This window comes from Flavobacterium oreochromis (assembly GCF_019565455.1).
GTDB lineage: Bacteria > Bacteroidota > Bacteroidia > Flavobacteriales > Flavobacteriaceae > Flavobacterium > Flavobacterium oreochromis.
The window spans coordinates 3,469,287-3,490,501 of the sequence record NZ_CP067377.1 but is presented as its reverse complement, the minus strand read 5'-3'; the positions used below and the strand labels follow the sequence as shown (position 1 = coordinate 3,490,501).

Below are 21,215 nucleotides of genomic sequence, written 5' to 3'. Positions count from 1 at the left end.
AAAACGTATTTTGTTTCTCAAAAGTACTTGCAAAAATATAAAAAGGTTGTATATTTGCACCGGCAAGTCCTACACGACCAGCTCCTGCAAACTCCTCCAGGGTGGGAACGCAGCAAAGGTAAGCGGTTGTAGCGGTGCGATGTAGGTCGCTTGCCTTTTTGACGAAAAAATGTTTACAACTATATGATCCCGATTTATTCGGGATTTTTTATTTTAGACAAAAATTTACTTCATGCAACTAACTTGGCAAAAAGTGCAATTACCGTTAAAAGAAACTTTTTCTATAGCATATGGAAATTATTCTTCTCGAAATGCTTTAATTGTAATTCTTAAAAAGAAGGAATTAAGGGCTATGGAGAATGTACTGAAATAGATTATTATAATATAAAAATAGACCAGTTAATTGCTGAGCTTAAAGTTATTAAAGATCTTATTGAATCACAAAGTATAGTTCATCCATTTGAATTTTATCAGTTACTTGCTAAAAGTTCACTTTCTACTTTTGTTCGTTCTGCTTTAGATTGTGCTTATTGGGACTTATTTGGAAAACTTGAAAAAAAGCATTTTTTTGAACTTACTAATATAAACGTTAGTAGAATTCCTGAATCTTCTATTACTATTAGTATTGATACTTTGCAAAAACAACAAGCAAAGATAGAAGCTTCTTCATGGACTAGATTCAAGGTAAAATGTAAAGGTATGCAAAAAGAAGCACTTTATCTTTTTTCTGAAATGCAACAAGAAATAGCGATTGATTCTAATGCTAGTTTTACAGTTGTAGATTGTAAATGGTTAGAATCTCAAGATTTTGTTTCTAAATTTACTTATCTAGAACAACCAATGCCAGTGGGCAAATATATGAGCCTAAATAAAGAAAATTATGCAAATTGGATGGCAGATGAAGATTTTCAAAATGCTACTCAATTAGAGCAGTTAGTTGGTTGTTATGGTAGTATTAATGTAAAATTAGTAAAATGTGGTGGTTTAACACCTGCTCTAACTATTATTCAGGAAGCTAGAAAATTAGGTTATAAAATTATGATAGGATGTATGACTGAATCAACCATAGGTATTTCTGCAGGTGCTGTATTAGCTCCTTTAGTAGATTATGCTGATCTAGATGGGGCAAATTTATTAGCTTCAGATATAGCATATGGTACTAAGGTAATAGAAGGAAAAATAATATTGAATGAATCGCCTGGTTTAGGGATTTCAATTAGATAATAAATCAATACTTTGATAGATAATAAAATGAATAAAAAAGTAATACTGATAACAGGAGGCTCTTCAGGAATAGGAAAAGCTATAGGTGAATTTTTGCAATCAGAAGGACATATTGTATACGGAACGAGTAGAAATCCTGAGAAAATACAAGATTCTAAAATTGAATTAGTAGCTTTAGATGTTAGAAATTCTGATACGATACGTAAGGCTGTAGCCATTATTATTGCTAAATCAGGTAGAATAGATGTGGTTATTAATAATGCTGGTATAGGGATAACAGGGCCTATAGAGGAAATTCCTACAGATGAAATGCGTGCTCATTTTGAAACAAATTTTTTTGGACCTATTGAAGTAATTAAAGCTGTATTACCTCAAATGCGTTCTCAAAAAGCAGGCTTGATTATAAATATTACTTCAATAGCAGGGTATATGGGATTACCTTACAGAGGAATTTATTCTGCATCTAAAGGAGCTTTAGAACTTGTTACAGAAGCTTTACGTATGGAAACTAAACAGTTTGGCATTGAGATGACTAATATAGCACCAGGTGATTTTGCTACTAATATAGCTGCAGGACGTTATCATGCGCCAGTTACGAAAGATTCAGCTTATGCGAAAGTATATGGGAATGCTTTAAAAGAAATGAATGCTCATGTAGATAGTGGGAATGATCCGATAGAAATGGCAAAAGCAGTTTTGAAAATTATTAATACATCTAAACCTAAAGTACATTATAAAGTAGGAGCATTTATGCAAAAATTTTCAATCTTTCTAAAAAGAATTTTACCCGATACGATGTATGAAAAAATGTTAATGAATCATTATAGACTTTAATCATTTTAATTTTAAAAAGGATTTTAACTATAATTTTGAAATTGCTTTTTGAAATTGAATTCGTAATTTTGCCTGAAACACGACTATAAATTTAATATTTAGAAAGAAGATGAAGTTTTTTATTGACACAGCCAATTTAGATCAAATTAGAGAAGCGCAAGCATTAGGAATTTTAGATGGAGTGACCACTAATCCTTCCTTGATGGCAAAAGAAGGTATTACAGGAAAAAACAATATTTTAAAGCATTATGTAGACATCTGTAATATAGTAGAAGGAGATGTAAGTGCAGAAGTGAATGCCTTGGATTTAGAAGGTATGATTAAAGAAGGTGAGGAGTTGGCAGAATTACATGAGCAGATTGTTGTGAAGCTACCAATGACTAAAGAAGGAATTAAAGCCTGTAAGTATTTCTCTGATAGAGGAATAAGAACTAATGTAACTTTGGTATTTTCAGCAGGTCAAGCACTATTAGCTGCTAAGGCAGGAGCTACTTATGTATCCCCTTTCTTAGGTCGTTTAGATGATGTATCTACAGACGGTTTGAATTTAATATCAGAAATTCGCGATATTTATGATAACTATGTGTTTGAAACACAAATTTTAGCAGCCTCTGTACGCCACACGATGCACGTAGTAAATTGCGCAAAGATAGGTGCTGATGTTATGACAGGTCCTTTGTCAGCTATTACAGGTTTGTTAAAACATCCTTTAACAGATATAGGAATTGCACAATTTATTGCTGATTATGAAAAAGGAAACAAATAGTTTCTAAACTAAAACGTATAGGTAATAAACTATAATTAAGTTAATCTAAGATAATAAACACTTATCACTATTCGGTAAAAGTTTTTTTATTAATAAAGTTTCTAAAATAGTAGTAAAATATTTTATTTTTTAAATTTTATACTGATTACTTTTTAAATGAAACGGAGGTAAGTTTATAATAAATATTATTCTACCAAAAATTACGTGAAAATAAAAAGAGAACATATTTGTATTAGAGTTGTATTAATTTTTCTTTTAATTATATTTTCAATTTATATTTACGTAATTTGGCAAATAGTTTTTCAATCTATATTATTAGTAAACTAAAAATTGAGATGAGATTATTTAATAAAATGCTTAGAATGATAATGAAATCAGATAGTTTGAAACAGAGTAAAAATACTGTTGAATGTCAAAAGGATAATACATATATAGCAATAGATAATGACGATACTGTTGGATTTAAAGTTGTTAGACCTTTGGATAACGAATTAAAAGATAAGATAGAGCAATCAAGTCTTTTGTGTAGAACCGGACAACTCTACATGCATTATTGGACAACAGATTTGATATGTACAAACAGAAATGACCCAGAATGGCAAAATAAAGTAATGTTTTTTTGGAAAGCAGAAGAACCATTTCCAAAAAAGTCACTTCCTCCATATTTTCAAGATTTTCAAACTAAATACTTCCTTTTTGGTAGCGATACCTCTAATATTTCTTTGAAGGTAGGACAGGCAATTCCTTGGTTTGGAATGCCAGGACTTGGAGAGAAGCATGTTTGTGTATTAAATGGAGAAAATATGACAGTTCCCGAATTGAACGATCTAGGTTTAGTTGATTATATAGAACAAGTTGAATTAACATTAAGTAATATGGATATATTAACAAATAGAGATGAATATTTTTTCTTGATAGATGAAAGAATAACTCCTTTTCAAAATGGAAATTTCTATTTAAAAGGAAAACCAATTCCCATTCATATTGCGTATAGTGTTGGAGGTATTCATATTGTAAAGAAAGTGTAATGAAAACAACTGTTAAAATCAAAAGATTATAAACTAAAACTATAAGTTTGGGTTAGAAGAGAAGAAATTAATGATAAAGTTTAGTAAAAACTGTTTACTAAATTTTATTGTTTTATATTTTTTAATAAATTAAGAGATTAATTTTTTTGATTTACTCATAGTTAGGGTATAATTTTTTAGATTTATGACTACTAATTATTTTTTTAGTTATTCCTGATATTACAACTGTTTGTGAAATAAGAACAGTACAACCGTTAGTTTTTTTGCAATCTCCTTCTTGTGTAGTGGTGTAATTTGAAGAAACAACAGTCCAAGTAGATTTTTTAGGATTAAAAGTTACTTGAGGAGCTAGAGAAGGAGTTGTTTTAATTTCTTTTTCTTTTAATCCGTTAGGGATGAGTAAAAGACCTTTTTCTTTTACTAATTGAATAACGGTTTCGCTATTCAGCTGATTTTTGATGTTTTTTGTTTGTGAAAAAGAAAAAATAGCTGTCATTAAGAAAAAAAAGTTTATTTGATATTGTCGTAGTTTCATTATTAGCTAGAGTTTTGTATTAAATTAAAATGAGTAAAACTTTTGGAAATATCTTTAATGTGAGTTTGACTTAATAACTATTGGTACAATTTTTTACTAATAGAAGGAAAAGACAAAGGTTTTAATCAAACTCACATTGTTAAAAAAATTACTCTTTATTAAGCTAAAAATTTTATAAAGAAGAGCTTTTTAGAAAAATTAAATGGCCAAATTACTTAATATTTTAATTATCAGTTGCTAAATAAATTTTAAGTAAAATCTTTATTAGATGAGTAATTAAAAATTAATTAGAAGCTCTTCTTTTGTTTATTTCTTTTACCAAAGAATATTTTACATTAGCTCCATCAGCTGGTGCATTTTTTATCTTTTCTTCTTTAATGATTAACTCATATTCGTTACCTCGTTCGAATTTAAAACCTTTAATACTATCATAAAAATGTTCCCATTCCTTCTGATTTTTTGTCCATTTTACTTGTAAACATTGAGTTTCCATCATACCAGCATGACAAGGTTTTGTTTCGGGACCTATGTAGATGATTTTCTCATCTTTTTTCATCGTATTGCAAGATATTAGTATAAGTGTAAAAGTTGATAAAAGGATACGTATCATTTTTATTGTTTTAAAAAATTATTAATAAAGTTTTATGTTCTAAGGGGAAGAAGCTTACTATTTTGTATAGTAATCAAAAGAATCAATCATGTCTAAATAGACTCCGTCAAAATTAGCATCTAATATCTTTTTTAGATAAGAGTTATTATTTCCGTAAATTATATTTTGCCAATTTTGATCCCAATATTTTACTTTGAAATTTCCTTTCCATTCAGGATTTTCTTCATCTAGCCAATTAGGTTTATTAAGAGCCCAATTAGATTGCCAATAATAGCGGTAGCTTTCTGCTTCTCCAATAGACATGTATGAAATAACAAGTCTTTTGCCTCCATTTTCTTTGTTTTTTAGTTGATTAATTTCGGAAGCAGTAAAGGGAATTCCTTTGAAAAATAAATCCATTATAATTAAATCGTAATTTGTTTTATTAACTGCTGCAATAAATTCACTTTTAGATTTATAATGTGTAGGATTTATAATATATAAAAAAATTTTTGCATTATCTATATTAACAACGTTTGAATCATTTTCTTGGTTTATTGGAGTAGGAGGGATAGAGTTTAAACCTATTTCAGTTGTAGCAAAAGAAGTATAATTATTATTGTTATTTTGTGAATAAGAATCAGAAATATCAGTATTTGTTGAGCAGAAATCAATAATTAAAATCTTGTTTCCAGAATTTTTAGAAATATTAAGTAATTTTTTTAAATATTCTGTTCGATCACTAGGTGTCGCTTGATTATCATTTTCTGAACTATAGAATAGATCTTCTTGTCCATTAGCATCAATAGCATCTAGATAGTTAGAATGAGGAAATCCTGAAAGATCTCCTGTTGTAGAGACTAGTTCAATACCATTTTGAGGAATTACATAAAAGTTAGGATTCATTGTTTTAGAATATTGGCTAATACCAATCACAAATTCTCTCATTTTTTGTTTAAAATCAATGGATTCAATGGATTCCTGACTTTTTGAGATTGTATCGTCATTATCGTTATAACAAGAAGATAATAGTACTACTGTTGCAATGATTAAAAATTTTATTTTCATTTTATTAGTTTATTTTTATTTAGTTTATTCCTTTTAAGATCTAATTAAGTAAAGATTAGTTTATAAGTTTTGTTGAATAAAATGTATGTTATTTTAATTTTTTAAAGTATAATTTACTTTTTTAACGCTAAATGTTAATTTTTATTATTTTATAGATGGTATTGTTGCTAAAATCTTGTTTAAAATTATACATGATTTGTACAGTACATTTTTTAGTTTTCATAGTCAAAAGATTGACTTTGTAAAATGATGTTTTGATTTTATGAGATATTCATTCCTGAATTAGAATATATTATTTTATCTATATTACACTTGATTCAAAAGGGTTAATCTGTTTAATACACTTTATAAAATTTTGATATATTATTTAATAGAGTTATTTGGATGGTAATTATTTGAAATATAGTTATATACAAGGTTTAGGTGTGGTTTTTTCATTTTAGTTTGATTGGGTTGGTTATAAGCGCCAAGATAATAAAATGATTTAATAATTAGTTACGGGAAATCCGCATAAATGAGGTACTTTGATAGATAATATTATTTTTTTAAGTTTTATTTATTAGTTAGTGAATTCTTGCTTTTTTAAGTTCTTTTTATTGAAAAATAGAATACTTGATTTTCCTTTTTGTTAAAGTTTTTAAAAAATGAATGAACGTTCATTCTTTTTGTATATTTGCAATAGTAAAAATAAAATAGCGATGAAAGCTGAGTTAAAAGACAAAGAGAAAGCAATATTGGAGGCAACTTTAGAACTAGTTAATAATAATGGTTTTCATGCTTCTTCTATGTCAAAAATTGCACAAAAAGCAAATGTGGCACCAGCAACTATTTATATTTATTTTGAAAACAAGCAAGATTTGATTGATAAGTTATATCTTCATTTGAAAGAGGAAATTAGTCATTGTATTTTTAAAGATTATACAGAAGAAATGACTATAGAAGAGGGGTTTAAAGTAATTTGGTATGCTATTGCAAATTATAAACGGACTCATATTAATGAAGCCCTTTTTCAGTCTTTGTGTGATATTACCCCTATGATTAATGAAGAAACCCGTAGTAAAGGGATTTCGTATCTACAAAAATTTATGGATTTATGTAAAAGAGGTCAAGAAGAAGGTATAATTAAGGATTGTTCTCTTTACCTAATTTATGGATTCGCAATAAATCCATTATCATTTTTAGTAGCTAAGCATCAAACTGGAGAATTGTTTTTCGATGAAAATATATTAGAAAATGCTTATAAAATGGCATGGTATAGTATAAAAAAATAAATCATTATTTTAAAAACAAAAAAGGATAGTAATATCTATCAAGATTTAAATAAAAGATTAAAATACTTAACCTATAATAAGATATTTAAAAAATTATATTACATAAAATAGAGAGAAAATGGATTTTTTAGAATTATTAAATAATCGTTATGCTTGTAAAGCAATGACAGGAGAAACGATTCCAAATGAAAAAAATAGAAAATATTTTAGAGGCTATTCGATTGACTCCAACTTCTAGTGGATTACAACCTTTTGAAGTTTTTGTAATTACAAATCCAGATATTAAGGCTGAAATTAGAAAAATAGCGTGGAATCAATCACAAGTAACAGATTGTTCTCATTTATTAGTTTTTGCTGCTTGGGATACTTATACAACAGAAAGAATAAATCATATGTTTGATTTAACAAATGAGATTAGAGGTATGAAAAATGAAGGTTGGGAAGCATATCGTCAAAAGCTTTTATCATTTTATCCTCAACAAGATCCTGAAGATAATCATAATCATGCAGCAAAACAAACTTATATAGCTCTTATGTCTGCTATGACACAGGCAGAATATGAAGGAATAGATAGTACTCCTATGGAAGGCTTTGATCGTGATGAGTTAGATAAAATTCTGAATTTAAGAGACAAAAATTTAAGAAGTACATTAATTCTTCCTTTAGGCTATAAGAATGAGTCTAATGACTGGTTGGTAAATCTTAAAAAGGTACGTAAACCTATGGATGAATTAGTAACATTAATTGATTAAATAAAAATAAAAATGAAAACATTGTATTCTACAAAAGTAACCGCAACAGGGGGGAGAGAAGGCAGTATAAAATCTGAAGATGGTGTTTTAGATTTTAAAGTAGAAATTCCAAAAGAACTAGGAGGAAAAGGAGGGGCTTTTACTAATCCTGAGCAATTGTTTGCTGCTGGTTATGCTGCTTGTTTTGATAGTGCATTAAATTTAGTTGCTCGTAATTTAAAAATTAAATTAGAAAGTAGTAGTATTACAGCAGAAGTAGGGATTGGTTCTAATGAAAATGGAGGTTTTGATTTATCAGTGAGTTTAGTTGCTGAAATTAATGGAGTAGAAAGAGAGGTAGCTGAAGATTTATTAGCTAAAACACATCAAATTTGTCCTTATTCTAATGCTACTAGAGGTAATATACAAGTAGATATATCATTAAAATAAGAACTAGTTTTACTAATAAAATAGGTAATGAAAATTAGATATTTTATAATTTTCAATGAAAAGTTATAATTTAAGACAGATTTCTAGTAAATGATAGGTTAAATTTTAATCTGAATGAATTACTTTAAAAATTAAAATTTTATTAGTTATCTATTTATATGCCCTAAAAGTATTAATCTATGTTTTATAGTACATACTTTTAGGGCTTTTTTACTAATTATTTTTCCAGTCAATATTTCTAGAAACATACATAATTAATCCTAAAATTGTAAATAATCCAATGCTTCCTACTAGTAAAGCATAGCTTTCTAGTTGTATAATAACATATATAAACGTATAAAGAGAAATTAATGAAAGGCTTATGAAAGTAGAAAATTTTAAATTTAATATAGATTTAGAATAAAGGCTAATCATTGTAACAACCGCTAAACCAGCTATAATATAGGCTAATGAAAAGCTAGAATGTTCAGTAATAGATATTAATAATGTATAGAACATAATTAGTGCTAGACCTATCATTAAATATTGGAAAATATGAATGTTTATTTTACTTATTGATTGTATTAAAAAGAAAATAAGAAAAGTTAGACCAATTACTAAAAAACCATACTTAGATGCGCGTTCATTTTGTTGATATTCATCTACAGGTTCTATTAATTTTACACCAAAAGCATACTCATTTAAGAGAGGTATTTTATTTGTATACTGTTGTGAAAAACTTCTGTTTATAGATAGTATCTTCCAATCAACGTGAAATCCTTTTTCATTGATTATTTTACTTTCATCATTTGCAGCAAAAGCACCTTCAAAACTAGGAGATTTCCAATCAGAATCTATGGTAACATTTGTTTTTTTTCCTATAGGAATATATTTTATACTATTACTCCCATTGTATTCCATCTTAAAATTAAATGAAATTATCCCGTTTTTATTAAAATTAGTATAATCAAAAGAATTAGTTTCTAATGTGCCGTAAAAATTATCATCTTCTGTTTTAGATTCAAATTTTAATGTTTTATTATTTAAGTTAATATTTAAATCACTTTTAATACTTTTTAAGTTTGTTGTTTTTACTATGATAGAGGCTTCATTCCATAATAAATCTGCTTCTTTAATATTTAGTTTTTCAAAATTAAGTTGAGAAAAATTACCTTTAAAATTCATATAAGCTGTATAAACAACATTGTTATAGATTCCCCTTTTTAATGAGGTATTCTTTTTTGCAAAAGTTTTAACATTGTAATTTTCGGGAAAGAAAAAAACATAGTTGATATTTATTTTTCTTTCAATAATATTTGTCTTGTTAGTTGGATTTGTTACTCTGACTTCTTGATATGTTTTGTAAGGAATTTTTAAAATAGGACCGTAAAAATAAATATCCTTTCCCCATAGATCTGAAACTTCATCAGAAACTTCTTGCTTTCGTATACTTCTCTCTTCTATTAAATTTTTACTTAATTGTAAAGGTATGAGTAATACTAATGTTAAGATACCGATCATAGCCATTTTTGCTGTAGTAGATTGAAAAAAAATTTTTGATTCTTGATGTTGTATTTCCATAATTTTTATTTTTTGTATTTAAAAGAACTTTGTATTTCAAAGCTTTTATTTAAAAAAATAGATTAAGTTTTAGAAATTAATTTTTCTAAAGCTTCTATATGTTCTTGAAAGGCTTTTCTTCCTTCCAGTGTAGTCTTATAACTAGTATTAGGTTTACGACCTATAAATTGTTTTTCAACTAATATATAATTTTCGTTTTCAAGTGCTTTTGTATGACTTGCTAAGTTTCCATCAGTAACTCCTAATAGCTCTTTAAGAGTGGTAAAGCCTACTCTTTCATTAACCATCAGTATAGACATGATTCCTAACCGAATTCGATGGTCAAAAACTTTGTTAATATTTTGAATAATGTTTTTCATATTGTAGTGATGCAAATTTAACTTTTATTGCCACCATTTCTTTTTTGTAAAGAACATATTTCCAATTTTTTTAGATTTAAATACATAATAAAAAGACCAAACTTCTCGATATAAGGTTGGGTTATTTTGTATAATGTGAAAATTCTTATGGTTAGTTTGAAAATCAATTTGGGGGCTATAACTTCCATTTTTAAATTTTAGAGGTTTTACAAATTTTTGTATTAAATCACCTTGATCATTATATTGATAGAAATAAAAATGGTTATTTTTTTAAATTTCAAATCAATAATGATTGTGTTACCATTGAGTTTGCTTACCAGCACATTTGTTTGTATTTATAAGATATTTGCATATAAATCATCTTGGTTGAGTTTTATTTTAGTAATAAATAGGTTTGTGTATAGATTATATAAGAGTAAAATAATAAATGGAAAACCTAAAAAAATCCTAATTCTCAATGTTTTTATTTTTTGTGATTAAAAAAATAATGCTAGAATAAAATCTATAGGAATAAAAATGAAAAGAAGTAACAAAAAAGATATATCATTTTCTATCATATTTATAATACATAATTCCTCCATATAAGATATGACATATCCCAAATCCTATGATCCAAAAGTATAATCCATAACCGATGAATTCTGCTGATAATAATCCTAGTATTATTTCAGTTAGACCTAAATAGCGTATATCTCTAAGTGTATATTTACTTGCATTCAAACAAGCTAAACCATAAAAGAGAAGCATAATAGGAGCAATTAGTCCAAAATAGCCGTGTTGCATAAGAAGTAATGAAAAGATTCCGCCTGTCATTAATGGTATGATGAAATTTATGAATAATTGTTTAGAAGAGTTATTCCAAATCTTTTCTCCTATTCTTTTTGCTTTTTTAGTGTCGTTAAAAAAGCAGTTGCGAGTGATGATATTAAAACAATAATTGCGGTAATAATAATTTTTTTAAATATTAGAGAATCTATTGTTATAGAATAAGTACAGTTCTGTAAAAGTAGATGAACATAACTAGCTCCTATTAGAGCATAAATACCAGCTAATACACCTGCTAATCCACTTAATGAAATGAATTGTGATGATTGAGACATCATTTGTTTGATGTCTTTTATGTCTTGTAAATAATTTTTTGAATCCATATTGAAAGAACTTTGTATTGCAAAGTAAATAAAATTTATTAATATGATCAAAATTAAGAAGTAAATATTTTAAAAAGAAAAAACTGTCTTTTTGGACAGTTTTGAATAAATAATAAAGAGGGAATTTATTATTATAGTTTGTATATGACACCAAAGGCAATAATACGTTGTAGAAACCAAAAATGTTGACTAGCTCTATCAGATGAATCATAGGAAGTACGAATATCAGGCATATTGATATAACCTCCTTTAAGTTCTCCTTGTATAAAGAAGTGTTTTAAGAAAGTTAAATTTAACCCAGCTTTAGCAGCTAAACCATAACCTGCTAAATGAAATTCGTCATAACGTTCTTTATTAAAAAGTTTAGTATTTGTTTTAGGTAATAATACCCCTGCTCCAATTCCTTCGGTTAAGTTTAATTGTATTTTATCTGTGTTTAAAGTAGGAATAATATATTTCGTTAGATCATCTACTCGGCTAATTTCAGCGTTAATATAATTAAGTCCATCCGTATGTTCGAAGGTCAAAAAATCTTCTGTTAGATTTATTTGATTTGAATTAAGGGGTTGTCCTAATTCATTTACATTTTCTCCATATGTACCTCTATTCGGATAAGTACCAGTATAATTTACGATTTTGTCTTGATATATAACATATTTCATATGGTCTAAACCTAATGAAACATTATAATGATCATTAATAAAGTATCCTAAACGAAAATTAGTTTGTGGAATAGTCATTCTAAGAGGATTGATGTAATCTATATGCCATCCTTTAGGCTTATCATGAGCAGGTACATCTTGAATTGTAAAATTATAATCATTTCCTTTAAAAGTAATATCTGAATTACTAAAAGTTTCGCGATTTCCACCCCAGTAAACATAGAATTTACCTTTATTGTGTGCTGTATAGCGACCCGAATCCGTTTCTTGTGCTAACGAAAGTAGGGAGATCAGTAAGCTGAATACGGATAAAAAATTTTTTTTTTCATTTTAAAATAAATATGTGATTCTTTGTGTTAAAATTACAAACAAAGATAGCTTACATTTTTAAGGTTTTTTAGATATTTTTCTATTAAATTCTAGTAAACTACAAATTTATAAATCAAAAAATGTTTTAAAGATTATTTTTTAATCGAGATTAAGAAAATGTTTAATTTATTAATGACTTATATTCTGGATTTCTATAATCATTAAATTAATAACTAAATAATGTATTAGAAAATCTCTAATTTGTGAGATGTATGTTTTTTAGATAAAAAATTTTTGAAATTACATTCGTTTTATCTTTTTTCCTTTGTAGATAGAAGTTTCATTATTTCAGTTCTTCCAAAACGTTGTGCATACTCAAGAGTTCTTTTATTTGTTTCTTCATCACACTTTTCAAGATTTATTAAATATTTTGCAATATCATCTTCACTGGCAACAATTGCTCCCATTAGGGCAGTATTACCTCTTTTATCTTTTATACATAAGTCTGCTCCTTTGGAAATTAAAAATTCAACAGCTTTTTTTTGTCCATTGTAAGCGGCAATCATTATGGCTGTATAACCATTTTCTCCTTGATAATTTACGTTTACACCTGTTTTAATAAACTCGTTTAATATTTCAATATTAGAAGTTCTTGCTCCGTAAAAAAAAGATTTTTCAAGCTCTTGTTGAGCATTAGAATTTTGAGCATGGGAAATAAAAAAAGTACTTACTAATAAAATGAACGTAAAAATTCTTTTTGTATACATGATTTTAATTTTAAAAAGAATGCTATAGATATTAGAGGAATAAAAAACTAATATTATAGCATTCTATCGAGTTAAGGGAATTTATTTATTATAACTATCTTTAGATAAGCCTAGAGCGTTACCAACTCTTGTTCCATATTCTTGATCTGCTTTATATAAAAAGCTAACAATGGTAGCCTGAATCTTTTTGTCTTTAACTTTACCTAAATTATTTGTCCAATTCTTTATTAAGTTATCTTTTTCTTGTTTAGAATAACTACGATATAAGATACCTGCTTGATAAAAGTCTTTAGAGTCTTTTATTTCTTCACGTACCATATAACCATCAAGAAGCCTTTTATCATCAGCTTTAAACTCTGTATATGTAGGATTATTATGACTAGGGAAGTAGTTCGTATCACCAGTTCTTTCCTCAAAATTCATTGCGCCATCTATGTGATAATTATTTACTTTCACCAAAGGTCTATTAGCTGGTAATAATTGATGATTTTTACCTAATCGATACATCTGAGCATCAGCATAAGAGAAATTTCTACCTTGAAGCATTTTATCAGGAGAAAAACCTATTCCAGGAACAACTCTAGAAGGAGCGAAAGCAGCACTTTCAGTATATTGGAAGAAGTTTGCAGGTATACGATCTAAAACTAATGTACCTACTTTTATTTCTTCAACATTAAACCATTGTTTAGTGTCGTCAAAAATATTAAAATCATATTTATTAATATCTTTATTAGGTATTACTTGTACGTATAGATCCCATTTAGGAAAATTTCCAGCAGCAATATTATCATATAAATCTCTAGTCATATGGCTAAAGTCTTTACCTTGTACTTGAACAACTTCTTCTGCTGTTAGGTTTTTGATTCCTTGTAAAGATTTAAAATGAAATTTTACCCAAGAAATATCACCTTTATCATTTATGAATTTAAAAGTATTTACTCCAAATCCATCCATTTCTCTATATGATTTAGGAGTACCGTTATCAGACATTAACCAAGTTAATGTTTGAGTAGCCTCTGGTGTTTTTGAAAAATAATCAAAAATTCTGTTTTCGTCTTGAAGATCTGTTATAGGAGATGGTTTGTTTGCATGTGTAAAATCAGGAAATTTAATAGCATCTCTTATGAAGAAAGTAGGGATGTGATTTCCTACTAAATCCCAGTTGCCTTCTTCTGTGTAAAATTTCACTGCAAAACCTCTAGGATCTCTTGCAGTTTCAGGAGAGCCTTTAGAATGAATAACACTAGAAAAACGAACTAAAACAGGTGTTTTTTTATCTACTTCTGAAAATATTTTAGCTTTAGTAAGATCGCTAATATTTTTAGTTAAAGTAAAATAGCCTTGAGCTCCAGTACCTCTTGGGTGCATAACTCTTTCAGGAATTCGTTCTCTACTGAAATGTTGTAATTTTTCAATTAAGTGAACATCTTCTAGTAAAACAGGGCCATTTGGACCTAAAGTTAGTGACTGTAAATCACCATTAACAGGAGCTCCCGCACTGGTTGTAAGGGGGTTTGAGCAAATGCACTTATCGAAACAATAAGTGATGCACAAGTTAAAATTGATTTTCTCATTACTATTAGTATAAAATATTTATATTAAATCTAAATCTGTTAAGCTAATTCCTAAAGCTGTAGCAACTCCTTTGCCGTAATTAGGATCTGCTTTGTAGCAATTGTGAATATGACGCTCTTGTATAAATTTTTCAGCTCCTCCTACAGAACGTGCCGTGTTTTCAAATAAGACTTGTTGTTGTTCAGGAGTCATAATTCTGAATAAATTACCTGGTTGTGTGTAATAATCATTATCATCTTCTCTAAAATCCCAATGATCAGCAGCTCCTTCTAAGGCTAAAGCAGGTTCTTTATATTCTTTTTGCTCTTGCCATTTTCCGTAACTATTAGGTTCGTAATGGACAGTGTTTCCTCCATTGCCATCAATTCTCATTGCCCCATCTTTGTGATGGTTATGGAAAGGACATTTTGGGGCATTCACAGGAATTTGATAATGATTAACACCTAAACGATAGCGTTGAGTATCTCCGTAAGAGAATAATCTACCTTGTAACATTCTATCTGGTGAAAAACCTATACCTGGGATTATATTTGCAGGATTAAATGCAGATTGTTCAACATCAGCGAAGTAATTTTCGGGATTTCTGTTTAATTCTAATACGCCTACATCAATTAATGGATAATCATTATGAGGCCAAACTTTTGTTAAGTCAAAAGGATTAAAAGGATATGTTTTTGCATCTTCTTCAGGCATTATTTGAACTTTTAAATACCATTTAGGAAAATTTCCTTCTTTAATACTATTGTATAAATCTCTTTGATGACTTTCTCGATCTTTACCTATTATTATTTCAGATTCTTGATCAGTTAAGCATTCTATCCCTTGTGCTGTTTTGAAATGAAATTTTACCCAAAAACGTTCGTTGTTTGTATTTATAAAGCTGAAAGTATGACTTCCATAACCATTCATATGACGATAGCTTTTAGGAATACCGCGTTCACTCATCGTCATTGTAATTTGATGTAAAGATTCAGGTAATAATGTCCAATAATCCCAATTATTATTAGCACTTCTAAGATTTGTACCAGGATCTCTTTTTACTGCCTTATTTAAATCAGGAAATTTATATGGGTCACGAATAAAAAAAACAGGAGTATTGTTTCCTACTAAATCCCAATTACCTTCTTCCGTATAAAATTTTACAGCAAAACCGCGAATATCTCTTTCTGCATCAGCTGCACCACGTTCTCCTGCAACTGTTGAAAATCGTAAGAATAAATCCGTCTGTTTTCCAATTTCAGAAAATATTTTTGCCTTAGTATATTTAGTAATATCATGTGTAACGGTAAAGGTTCCAAATGCAGCAGATCCTTTTGCGTGCATACGTCTTTCAGGAATTACTTCTCTATCAAAGTGAGCTAATTTTTCTAAAAACCAAATATCTTGTAAAAGCATAGGTCCTCTTTTTCCCGCAGTTAACGAGTTTTGATTATCAGCTATTGGTCTTCCAGATACTGATGTCATTTTGTTTTGTTGATTATCATTCATTTTTAATTGTTTTATATTAAACTTAAGTGTTGCTTTCAATACTTGATAAGTCTATGAATTTTAAAAACATATCTATACTAATACTTTATATGATATTGTATAAATATTTGTTTTATAGTGTTATATTTTAAAAAAATATAAAATTATTGTTTCTGTTTTTACTTATTTTTCCTTAGCAAATCTAAAGTGACTTTATTTATATGTTTTTATTTTTTAATAAATAATTCTTATAGTGTTATTGCTTGATCTTAAAAAAATAAAGTCTTTTTTATGCTATAAAGAATATTTATATTTGAATAGAAAATTAATAGGGAAGTATAGAAAATAGGAAGGATACAATTATTAATTTTGCAACCAGAAAATAATAAATTTAACACTTATAAATTATGGCTTTAGTAGGAAGAAAATTTCCAAACATTACAGTAGATGCAATTTCAGAAATGGGAGATAATTTAAGAATCAACGTTCTTGAAGAAGCAACAAAAAACAATAAAAAAGTATTATTATTTTGGTATCCAAAAGATTTTACATTTGTTTGTCCAACTGAATTACATGCTTTTCAAGCTGCATTACCAGAATTTGAGAAAAGAAATGTAATGGTAATAGGTGCTTCTTGTGATACAAATGAAGTTCATTTTGCTTGGTTAAATACCCCTAAAAATAATGGAGGAATTGAAGGTGTTACTTATCCATTATTAGCTGATACTACTCGTAATTTATCTAAAGCATTAGGTATTTTAGATGCAGAAGAAGTGTATGATGAAGAATCTGATGATATTTTATTAGAAGGCTCAAACGTTACTTTCCGTGCAACTTATTTAATTGATGAAACAGGTAAAATTTTTCATGAAAGTGTAAATGATATGCCATTAGGAAGAAATGTAGGCGAATATTTACGTTTAGTAGATGCTTATACACACGTTCAAACAAAAGGAGAAGTTTGTCCTGCAAACTGGGAAGAAGGTAAAGAAGCAATGAATGCTGATAGATTAAGTACAGCTGCTTACCTAAGCCAAAACTAATTAAATTCAATTCCGAATAACCAAAACAAAAATCAATGGCAATGCCTTATTAGTTAAAATTTGCATTGCTATTGGTTTTGTAATCTTTATAAATATGTTAATAGAATTAAACGAAGATACATTACAAAGTGTAATTAATGAAAATGAAAAGGTAGTTGTGCAATTTTCTGCATCATGGTGTGGTAATTGTAGAATTATGAAACCAAAATTTAAAAAATTATCTACTGAAAATGAAAGCCTTACTTTTGTAATTATAGATGCTGAAAATTCACCTGAATCTAGAAAACTGGCTAATGTTTCTAATTTACCTACATTTGCAACTTTTGTTAATGGAAAATTAGTAAAAGAAACGCAAACCAATAAAGCAGAAGTATTAAATGACTTAGTTGGTGAAATTCTTTAAGAAAAATAGATTATGAAATTACCTGTTATAAAACATTTAACTCAGTTTATAGAAGAAAATGATAGCGATTATTTAGTAGAAACAATTGCGGTATTAGAAAATCTTACAGAGTTAGAGTCTTTAAAAGATGAAGAAATAGATGTTATTGGAGAGTTAATTTCCAATCTTTATGGTGCTTTGGAGGTTCAAAAGTTAATCAGAGAAGGAAAAGAAAAGAAAATAGCATTAAACGAGTTTATGAAGCGCGTATTAGGATCTATTGATAAATAAAAATTGAAAGCCAGCAAATTGCCGGCTTTTTGTATTATCTGAACTGTTTCATTATTTTTTAAGCGTATCTTTATTTACCTTCGAAAAAATATAAAATAATTCAGTTGCAATTTCAAAACTTTTTTCTTCGTATTTCAGATCCATTAAGTCCGTATTATCGAACGTTTTAGGATCGTCATATTTTAATGCAATTTTTTTATCAGCTCCCATTACAATAGGACATCCTTCATCTGCACTACTACAAGTCATAATAGCAGCAAAGTTAGATTTAGGATTAAAAGGATGATCATATGTTTTAGAAAAACAAATAATTCCAGGTTTATTTTCGTCGTATTTTACACAATAAACGGGGTTATTATTAGAATTTAGCTGAATAATGTAGAAACCTTGTTTTTTTAGTGTTTCTACCACTTTGTAGAATAATGCTGTAGTCTCAGTGCCTCCAGAATAACAGTAAATATTGGGTATTCCAAAGTAATAAGCAAACGTTTGAGCCCAAATTTGAGAGAGATGACTTCTTCTAGAATTATGAGTACAAATAAAATTAAGATTAATTGGTTCTTGTTTTTCTATTTTTTCCTCAATATAATCAATTACTAATTTAAGAATTAATTTTCTTTCGTCTGAAATAGAAGAAATATTTATTTGTTCAATATAGTTAGATAGATTTAGTAACATTGTAGTTTTTTTTAAAAGAACAGTATATAAAATTTTGAATAGTTTCGAAAGGAGTTTTATGTTCTATTGCTTGTTTTTCAATAAGTGTAAAATCAGGTTCAAATACTTCTCTTAATGTAGCAGCTGTATATTGAGTTATAGGTAGTCCACTGCATTTTAAAGGGCCAGATGTTGAAAATGTACCAATAATTAATTTTCCTTTTTCTTGTATATTTTTTGTTGTAATATTTTTATACGTCGTAATATCACTAGGATCAGTTAAAAAATGAAAAGAAGCTCTGTCATGCCATAAATCAAATTTTTCTTCTGATATAAAATGTACTATATCAGTTGTTATAAAATTTACTTTTTTAGAGTTTTTTCCTAATCTTTTTTGTGTTCGCTCAATTGCTTTAGCAGAAATATCTAATAAATACAAATTAGTATAGCCTAAATCTAATAGGTGATCTATTAAGTAACTATCACCACCTCCAATATCTATTATTTTGGCATCTTTAGGTAGGTTTAATTTATTGATTAATTCAATAGAAGTTTCAGGTTTTTTCTCATACCAGCTAACCTCATTTTCTTTTTTGTGGAAAAAACATTTTCCCAATGTGCTTTTTTCTCCATAGTTTAACAACAATTAGAATCAGGGGTACAACAATTAGTGATTTCGTTTAAGTTTTTTTTGATTTTTTGTTTAGGTATTCCACATTTGTCTTTTGAAAGACAGGTCGTTTGAGTTGGTAATAATAAAAAATGACCTTCTAAAAAATCTAGTTTATATTTTCCTATCGTATTTTGGTTTTGATATTCTACTATAATTTCATAATCATTACAAATAATATTTTTTTCTATACTTTCAATGATTTGTACTGTTTTTTCACTAGTTAGTCTATGGGAAGTGTCATTAGCAAACCATAACTGAAAGGTGAAATAATTTTCTTCTCTAAATGTATTTCCGCAATCAGTATATTTTTTATTAATAACTCCCATTTCTGTAATGTGAAAATGTTTTGGAACATAAGTTCCGTCAGTTAATATGATATCAAAAGAATTACTTTTTGATAAATATTGTTTGAATTCAGATAGTTTCATTTTTTATGTAGATTTATAAGATGATAAGTATCTTTTAGTTATGGACAACAAATAGCATTTTTCGTATTTTCTAACAAAGAAAAATAAATATGTATTTTATTAAATATTTCCTTATTTATACAATAACAAATGTTTTTTCCTTTTATACTCCCTTTAACAAGGCCTACTTGTTTAAGTTCTTTTAGATGTTGTGAAATAGTGGGCTGTGCAAGAGGTAGTTCTTCTACTATATCATTACAAATACATGAATCTACTTTTATTAAATGTTCAATAATAGCTAAGCGAGCGGGGTTGCTTAAAGCTTTAAAAAGGTTAGCTAACTCATTTTGAGAATCGGTGAAAAAGGCTGATTTTGAGGCTCCCATGTTTTTTAAATTTACATATTGCAATATTACGATATTAATTATCGATATTTACGTTTTTATTAAGAAAAAATATTTGAAAAATATCCTTATTTTTGGAGCTTTAAAAAAATAAAATTATGGCACAGATAACATTTAAGGGAAATACAATAAATACAGTTGGGCAATTACCTGCGGTAGGAGTAGAGGCGAAATCTTTTGAATTAGTAGCAACAGATTTATCAGTTAAAACATTAGAAGACTTTAAAGGGCAAAAAATAGTTTTAAATATTTTTCCTAGTATTGATACAGGAATTTGTGCTGCTTCTGTTAGAAAATTTAATGAAACAGCATCTAACTTAGAAAACACAAAAGTATTATGTATTTCAAGAGACTTACCATTTGCTCAAACTCGTTTTTGTGGAGCAGAAGGTTTAGAAAATGTTGTGAATCTATCTGATTTTAAAACAGGTAGTTTTGGTGTTGATTACGGTTTAACTATAGCGGAAGGGCCTTTGGCAGGATTGCACTCGCGTTGTGTAATTGTAATAGATGAGAATGGAGTTGTAAAATACACAGAGCAAGTTGCAGAAATTGCTCAAGAACCTAATTATGAATCTGCTTTAGCTTCTCTATAATGAAATTTGAAAAAGACGAAACCTTATTTACAGGTAGATTAAAAAGTATACGATTTGCAGCGAAAGGAGCATTTAAATTAATTACAACAGAGCACAGTGTAATGGTGCAGTCTTCTTTAGCGATATTAATGTCATTAGCAGGTTATTATTTTCAAATCACTCGTGAAGAGTGGATGTTTCAAATATTTGCTTTTGGCTTAGTTTTAAGTGTTGAAGGTTTAAATACTGCAGTTGAAAAATTAGCGGATTTTGTGCATCCTGATTTTCATGAAAAAATAGGATTTATAAAAGATATTGCAGCAGGAGCAGTTTTTTTTGCAGCTATGACAGCCTGTGTTATAGGAAGCTTCATTTATTTACCTAAAATAATGTAAGTCTAAATTGGTATAAATAGATCCTTTTTTTAAAATTATAATGGC

Annotated in this window: 25 protein-coding genes, 1 other RNA gene and 2 pseudogenes; 14 read left to right on the top strand and 14 right to left on the bottom strand. The window is 28.0% G+C overall.

Annotation, left to right across the window (positions count from 1 at the left end; translation table 11 throughout):
* The first annotated feature begins 60 nt into the window (after positions 1-60).
* From ffs to JJC03_RS16770, 6 genes are all read left to right on the top strand, one after another.
* Positions 61-159: signal recognition particle sRNA small type (gene ffs / locus JJC03_RS16790), an RNA gene on the top strand.
* Between the two features lie 73 nt (positions 160-232).
* Positions 233-373: a hypothetical protein gene (locus tag JJC03_RS18435; protein WP_258932020.1), complete on the top strand. Its 141-nt coding sequence runs from the start codon at positions 233-235 to the stop codon at positions 371-373.
* A gap of 326 nt (positions 374-699) precedes the next feature.
* Positions 700-1,224: an enolase C-terminal domain-like protein gene (locus JJC03_RS18430; protein WP_258932019.1), complete on the top strand. Its 525-nt coding sequence runs from the start codon at positions 700-702 to the stop codon at positions 1,222-1,224.
* Positions 1,225-1,251: 27 nt separating this feature from the next.
* A complete protein-coding gene (locus JJC03_RS16780; RefSeq protein WP_088399626.1) occupies positions 1,252-2,058 on the top strand; it encodes an SDR family oxidoreductase in 807 nt (268 codons plus the stop codon).
* 109 nt (positions 2,059-2,167) lie between these two features.
* Positions 2,168-2,824: a fructose-6-phosphate aldolase gene (gene fsa / locus JJC03_RS16775; protein WP_088399624.1), complete on the top strand. Its 657-nt coding sequence runs from the start codon at positions 2,168-2,170 to the stop codon at positions 2,822-2,824.
* A gap of 368 nt (positions 2,825-3,192) precedes the next feature.
* Entirely contained in the window at positions 3,193-3,852 is a 660-nt protein-coding gene (locus JJC03_RS16770) for a hypothetical protein (protein WP_258932018.1), read from the top strand.
* A gap of 151 nt (positions 3,853-4,003) precedes the next feature.
* Here the strand turns inward: JJC03_RS16770 and JJC03_RS16765 are convergent, their stop codons facing one another.
* The 3 genes from JJC03_RS16765 to JJC03_RS16755 all read right to left on the bottom strand — a co-directional run bounded on the left by JJC03_RS16765 (position 4,004) and on the right by JJC03_RS16755 (position 6,044).
* Positions 4,004-4,387, bottom strand: a complete 384-nt coding sequence (locus tag JJC03_RS16765) for a hypothetical protein (RefSeq protein WP_235873747.1) — start codon at positions 4,385-4,387, stop codon at positions 4,004-4,006.
* A 283-nt stretch (positions 4,388-4,670) separates the two neighbouring features.
* A complete protein-coding gene (locus JJC03_RS16760; protein WP_088399618.1) occupies positions 4,671-4,997 on the bottom strand; it encodes a DUF4377 domain-containing protein in 327 nt (108 codons plus the stop codon).
* Positions 4,998-5,054: 57 nt separating this feature from the next.
* Positions 5,055-6,044: an endo alpha-1,4 polygalactosaminidase gene (locus JJC03_RS16755; RefSeq protein ID WP_235873746.1), complete on the bottom strand. Its 990-nt coding sequence runs from the start codon at positions 6,042-6,044 to the stop codon at positions 5,055-5,057.
* Positions 6,045-6,688: 644 nt separating this feature from the next.
* Here JJC03_RS16755 and JJC03_RS16750 point away from each other — a divergent pair.
* The 3 genes and pseudogenes from JJC03_RS16750 to JJC03_RS16740 all read left to right on the top strand — a co-directional run bounded on the left by JJC03_RS16750 (position 6,689) and on the right by JJC03_RS16740 (position 8,496).
* On the top strand, positions 6,689-7,315 hold the full coding sequence (locus JJC03_RS16750; RefSeq protein ID WP_258932016.1) for a TetR/AcrR family transcriptional regulator: 627 nt from the start codon (positions 6,689-6,691) through the stop codon (positions 7,313-7,315).
* 118 nt (positions 7,316-7,433) lie between these two features.
* Positions 7,434-8,067: pseudogene (locus JJC03_RS16745) on the top strand (NAD(P)H-dependent oxidoreductase).
* Positions 8,068-8,079: 12 nt separating this feature from the next.
* Positions 8,080-8,496, top strand: a complete 417-nt coding sequence (locus JJC03_RS16740; RefSeq protein WP_235873745.1) for an organic hydroperoxide resistance protein — start codon at positions 8,080-8,082, stop codon at positions 8,494-8,496.
* A 213-nt stretch (positions 8,497-8,709) separates the two neighbouring features.
* Here JJC03_RS16740 and creD read toward each other — a convergent pair whose 3' ends face one another.
* The 7 genes and pseudogenes from creD to JJC03_RS16705 all read right to left on the bottom strand — a co-directional run bounded on the left by creD (position 8,710) and on the right by JJC03_RS16705 (position 16,364).
* The gene (gene creD, locus JJC03_RS16735; RefSeq protein ID WP_235873744.1) at positions 8,710-10,056 is read right to left on the bottom strand and encodes a cell envelope integrity protein CreD; all 1,347 of its coding nucleotides are present in this window, start codon (positions 10,054-10,056) and stop codon (positions 8,710-8,712) included.
* 62 nt (positions 10,057-10,118) lie between these two features.
* Positions 10,119-10,415, bottom strand: coding sequence for a winged helix-turn-helix domain-containing protein (locus tag JJC03_RS16730; protein ID WP_088399606.1), 297 nt, complete (start codon positions 10,413-10,415; stop codon positions 10,119-10,121).
* A 543-nt stretch (positions 10,416-10,958) separates the two neighbouring features.
* Positions 10,959-11,563 (bottom strand): annotated as a pseudogene (locus JJC03_RS16725) (hypothetical protein).
* A 131-nt stretch (positions 11,564-11,694) separates the two neighbouring features.
* Entirely contained in the window at positions 11,695-12,519 is an 825-nt protein-coding gene (locus JJC03_RS16720; protein ID WP_235874408.1) for a hypothetical protein, read from the bottom strand.
* A gap of 326 nt (positions 12,520-12,845) precedes the next feature.
* Positions 12,846-13,301, bottom strand: coding sequence for an ankyrin repeat domain-containing protein (locus JJC03_RS16715; RefSeq protein WP_088399600.1), 456 nt, complete (start codon positions 13,299-13,301; stop codon positions 12,846-12,848).
* An 81-nt stretch (positions 13,302-13,382) separates the two neighbouring features.
* On the bottom strand, positions 13,383-14,855 hold the full coding sequence (locus JJC03_RS16710) for a catalase (protein ID WP_258932014.1): 1,473 nt from the start codon (positions 14,853-14,855) through the stop codon (positions 13,383-13,385).
* A 39-nt stretch (positions 14,856-14,894) separates the two neighbouring features.
* Positions 14,895-16,364, bottom strand: a complete 1,470-nt coding sequence (locus tag JJC03_RS16705) for a catalase (protein WP_165624249.1) — start codon at positions 16,362-16,364, stop codon at positions 14,895-14,897.
* A gap of 386 nt (positions 16,365-16,750) precedes the next feature.
* Here JJC03_RS16705 and JJC03_RS16700 point away from each other — a divergent pair, with 386 nt between their 5' ends.
* The 3 genes from JJC03_RS16700 to JJC03_RS16690 all read left to right on the top strand — a co-directional run bounded on the left by JJC03_RS16700 (position 16,751) and on the right by JJC03_RS16690 (position 18,059).
* The gene (locus JJC03_RS16700) at positions 16,751-17,386 is read left to right on the top strand and encodes a peroxiredoxin (protein ID WP_088399594.1); all 636 of its coding nucleotides are present in this window, start codon (positions 16,751-16,753) and stop codon (positions 17,384-17,386) included.
* 94 nt (positions 17,387-17,480) lie between these two features.
* The gene (locus JJC03_RS16695; RefSeq protein ID WP_088399592.1) at positions 17,481-17,789 is read left to right on the top strand and encodes a thioredoxin family protein; all 309 of its coding nucleotides are present in this window, start codon (positions 17,481-17,483) and stop codon (positions 17,787-17,789) included.
* Positions 17,790-17,801: 12 nt separating this feature from the next.
* Positions 17,802-18,059: a DUF6952 family protein gene (locus JJC03_RS16690; RefSeq protein ID WP_088399590.1), complete on the top strand. Its 258-nt coding sequence runs from the start codon at positions 17,802-17,804 to the stop codon at positions 18,057-18,059.
* 51 nt (positions 18,060-18,110) lie between these two features.
* Here the strand turns inward: JJC03_RS16690 and JJC03_RS16685 are convergent, their stop codons facing one another.
* The 4 genes from JJC03_RS16685 to JJC03_RS16670 are packed head-to-tail and all read right to left on the bottom strand — an operon-like array spanning position 18,111 to position 20,182.
* Positions 18,111-18,737 carry a low molecular weight phosphatase family protein gene (locus tag JJC03_RS16685; RefSeq protein ID WP_088399588.1) on the bottom strand — a complete coding sequence of 209 codons (627 nt, stop codon included), beginning with the start codon at positions 18,735-18,737 and terminating at the stop codon, positions 18,111-18,113.
* Positions 18,718-19,332, bottom strand: a complete 615-nt coding sequence (locus JJC03_RS16680) for a class I SAM-dependent methyltransferase (protein WP_309597697.1) — start codon at positions 19,330-19,332, stop codon at positions 18,718-18,720. Before JJC03_RS16680 ends, JJC03_RS16685 begins: the two co-directional genes overlap by 20 nt.
* Positions 19,333-19,352: 20 nt before the next feature.
* Positions 19,353-19,817, bottom strand: a complete 465-nt coding sequence (locus JJC03_RS16675) for a DUF6428 family protein (RefSeq protein ID WP_088399584.1) — start codon at positions 19,815-19,817, stop codon at positions 19,353-19,355.
* A gap of 38 nt (positions 19,818-19,855) precedes the next feature.
* A complete protein-coding gene (locus JJC03_RS16670; RefSeq protein ID WP_103715488.1) occupies positions 19,856-20,182 on the bottom strand; it encodes an ArsR/SmtB family transcription factor in 327 nt (108 codons plus the stop codon).
* Positions 20,183-20,298: 116 nt separating this feature from the next.
* Here JJC03_RS16670 and tpx point away from each other — a divergent pair, with 116 nt between their 5' ends.
* Both tpx and JJC03_RS16660 read left to right on the top strand, forming a co-directional pair.
* Positions 20,299-20,796 (top strand): thiol peroxidase, encoded by a 498-nt coding sequence (gene tpx / locus JJC03_RS16665; protein WP_088399580.1) that lies wholly within the window; start codon positions 20,299-20,301, stop codon positions 20,794-20,796.
* Positions 20,796-21,170 carry a diacylglycerol kinase family protein gene (locus JJC03_RS16660; RefSeq protein ID WP_088399578.1) on the top strand — a complete coding sequence of 125 codons (375 nt, stop codon included), beginning with the start codon at positions 20,796-20,798 and terminating at the stop codon, positions 21,168-21,170. The genes tpx and JJC03_RS16660 overlap by 1 nt, the downstream gene beginning before the upstream one ends.
* Positions 21,171-21,215 lie beyond the last annotated feature (45 nt).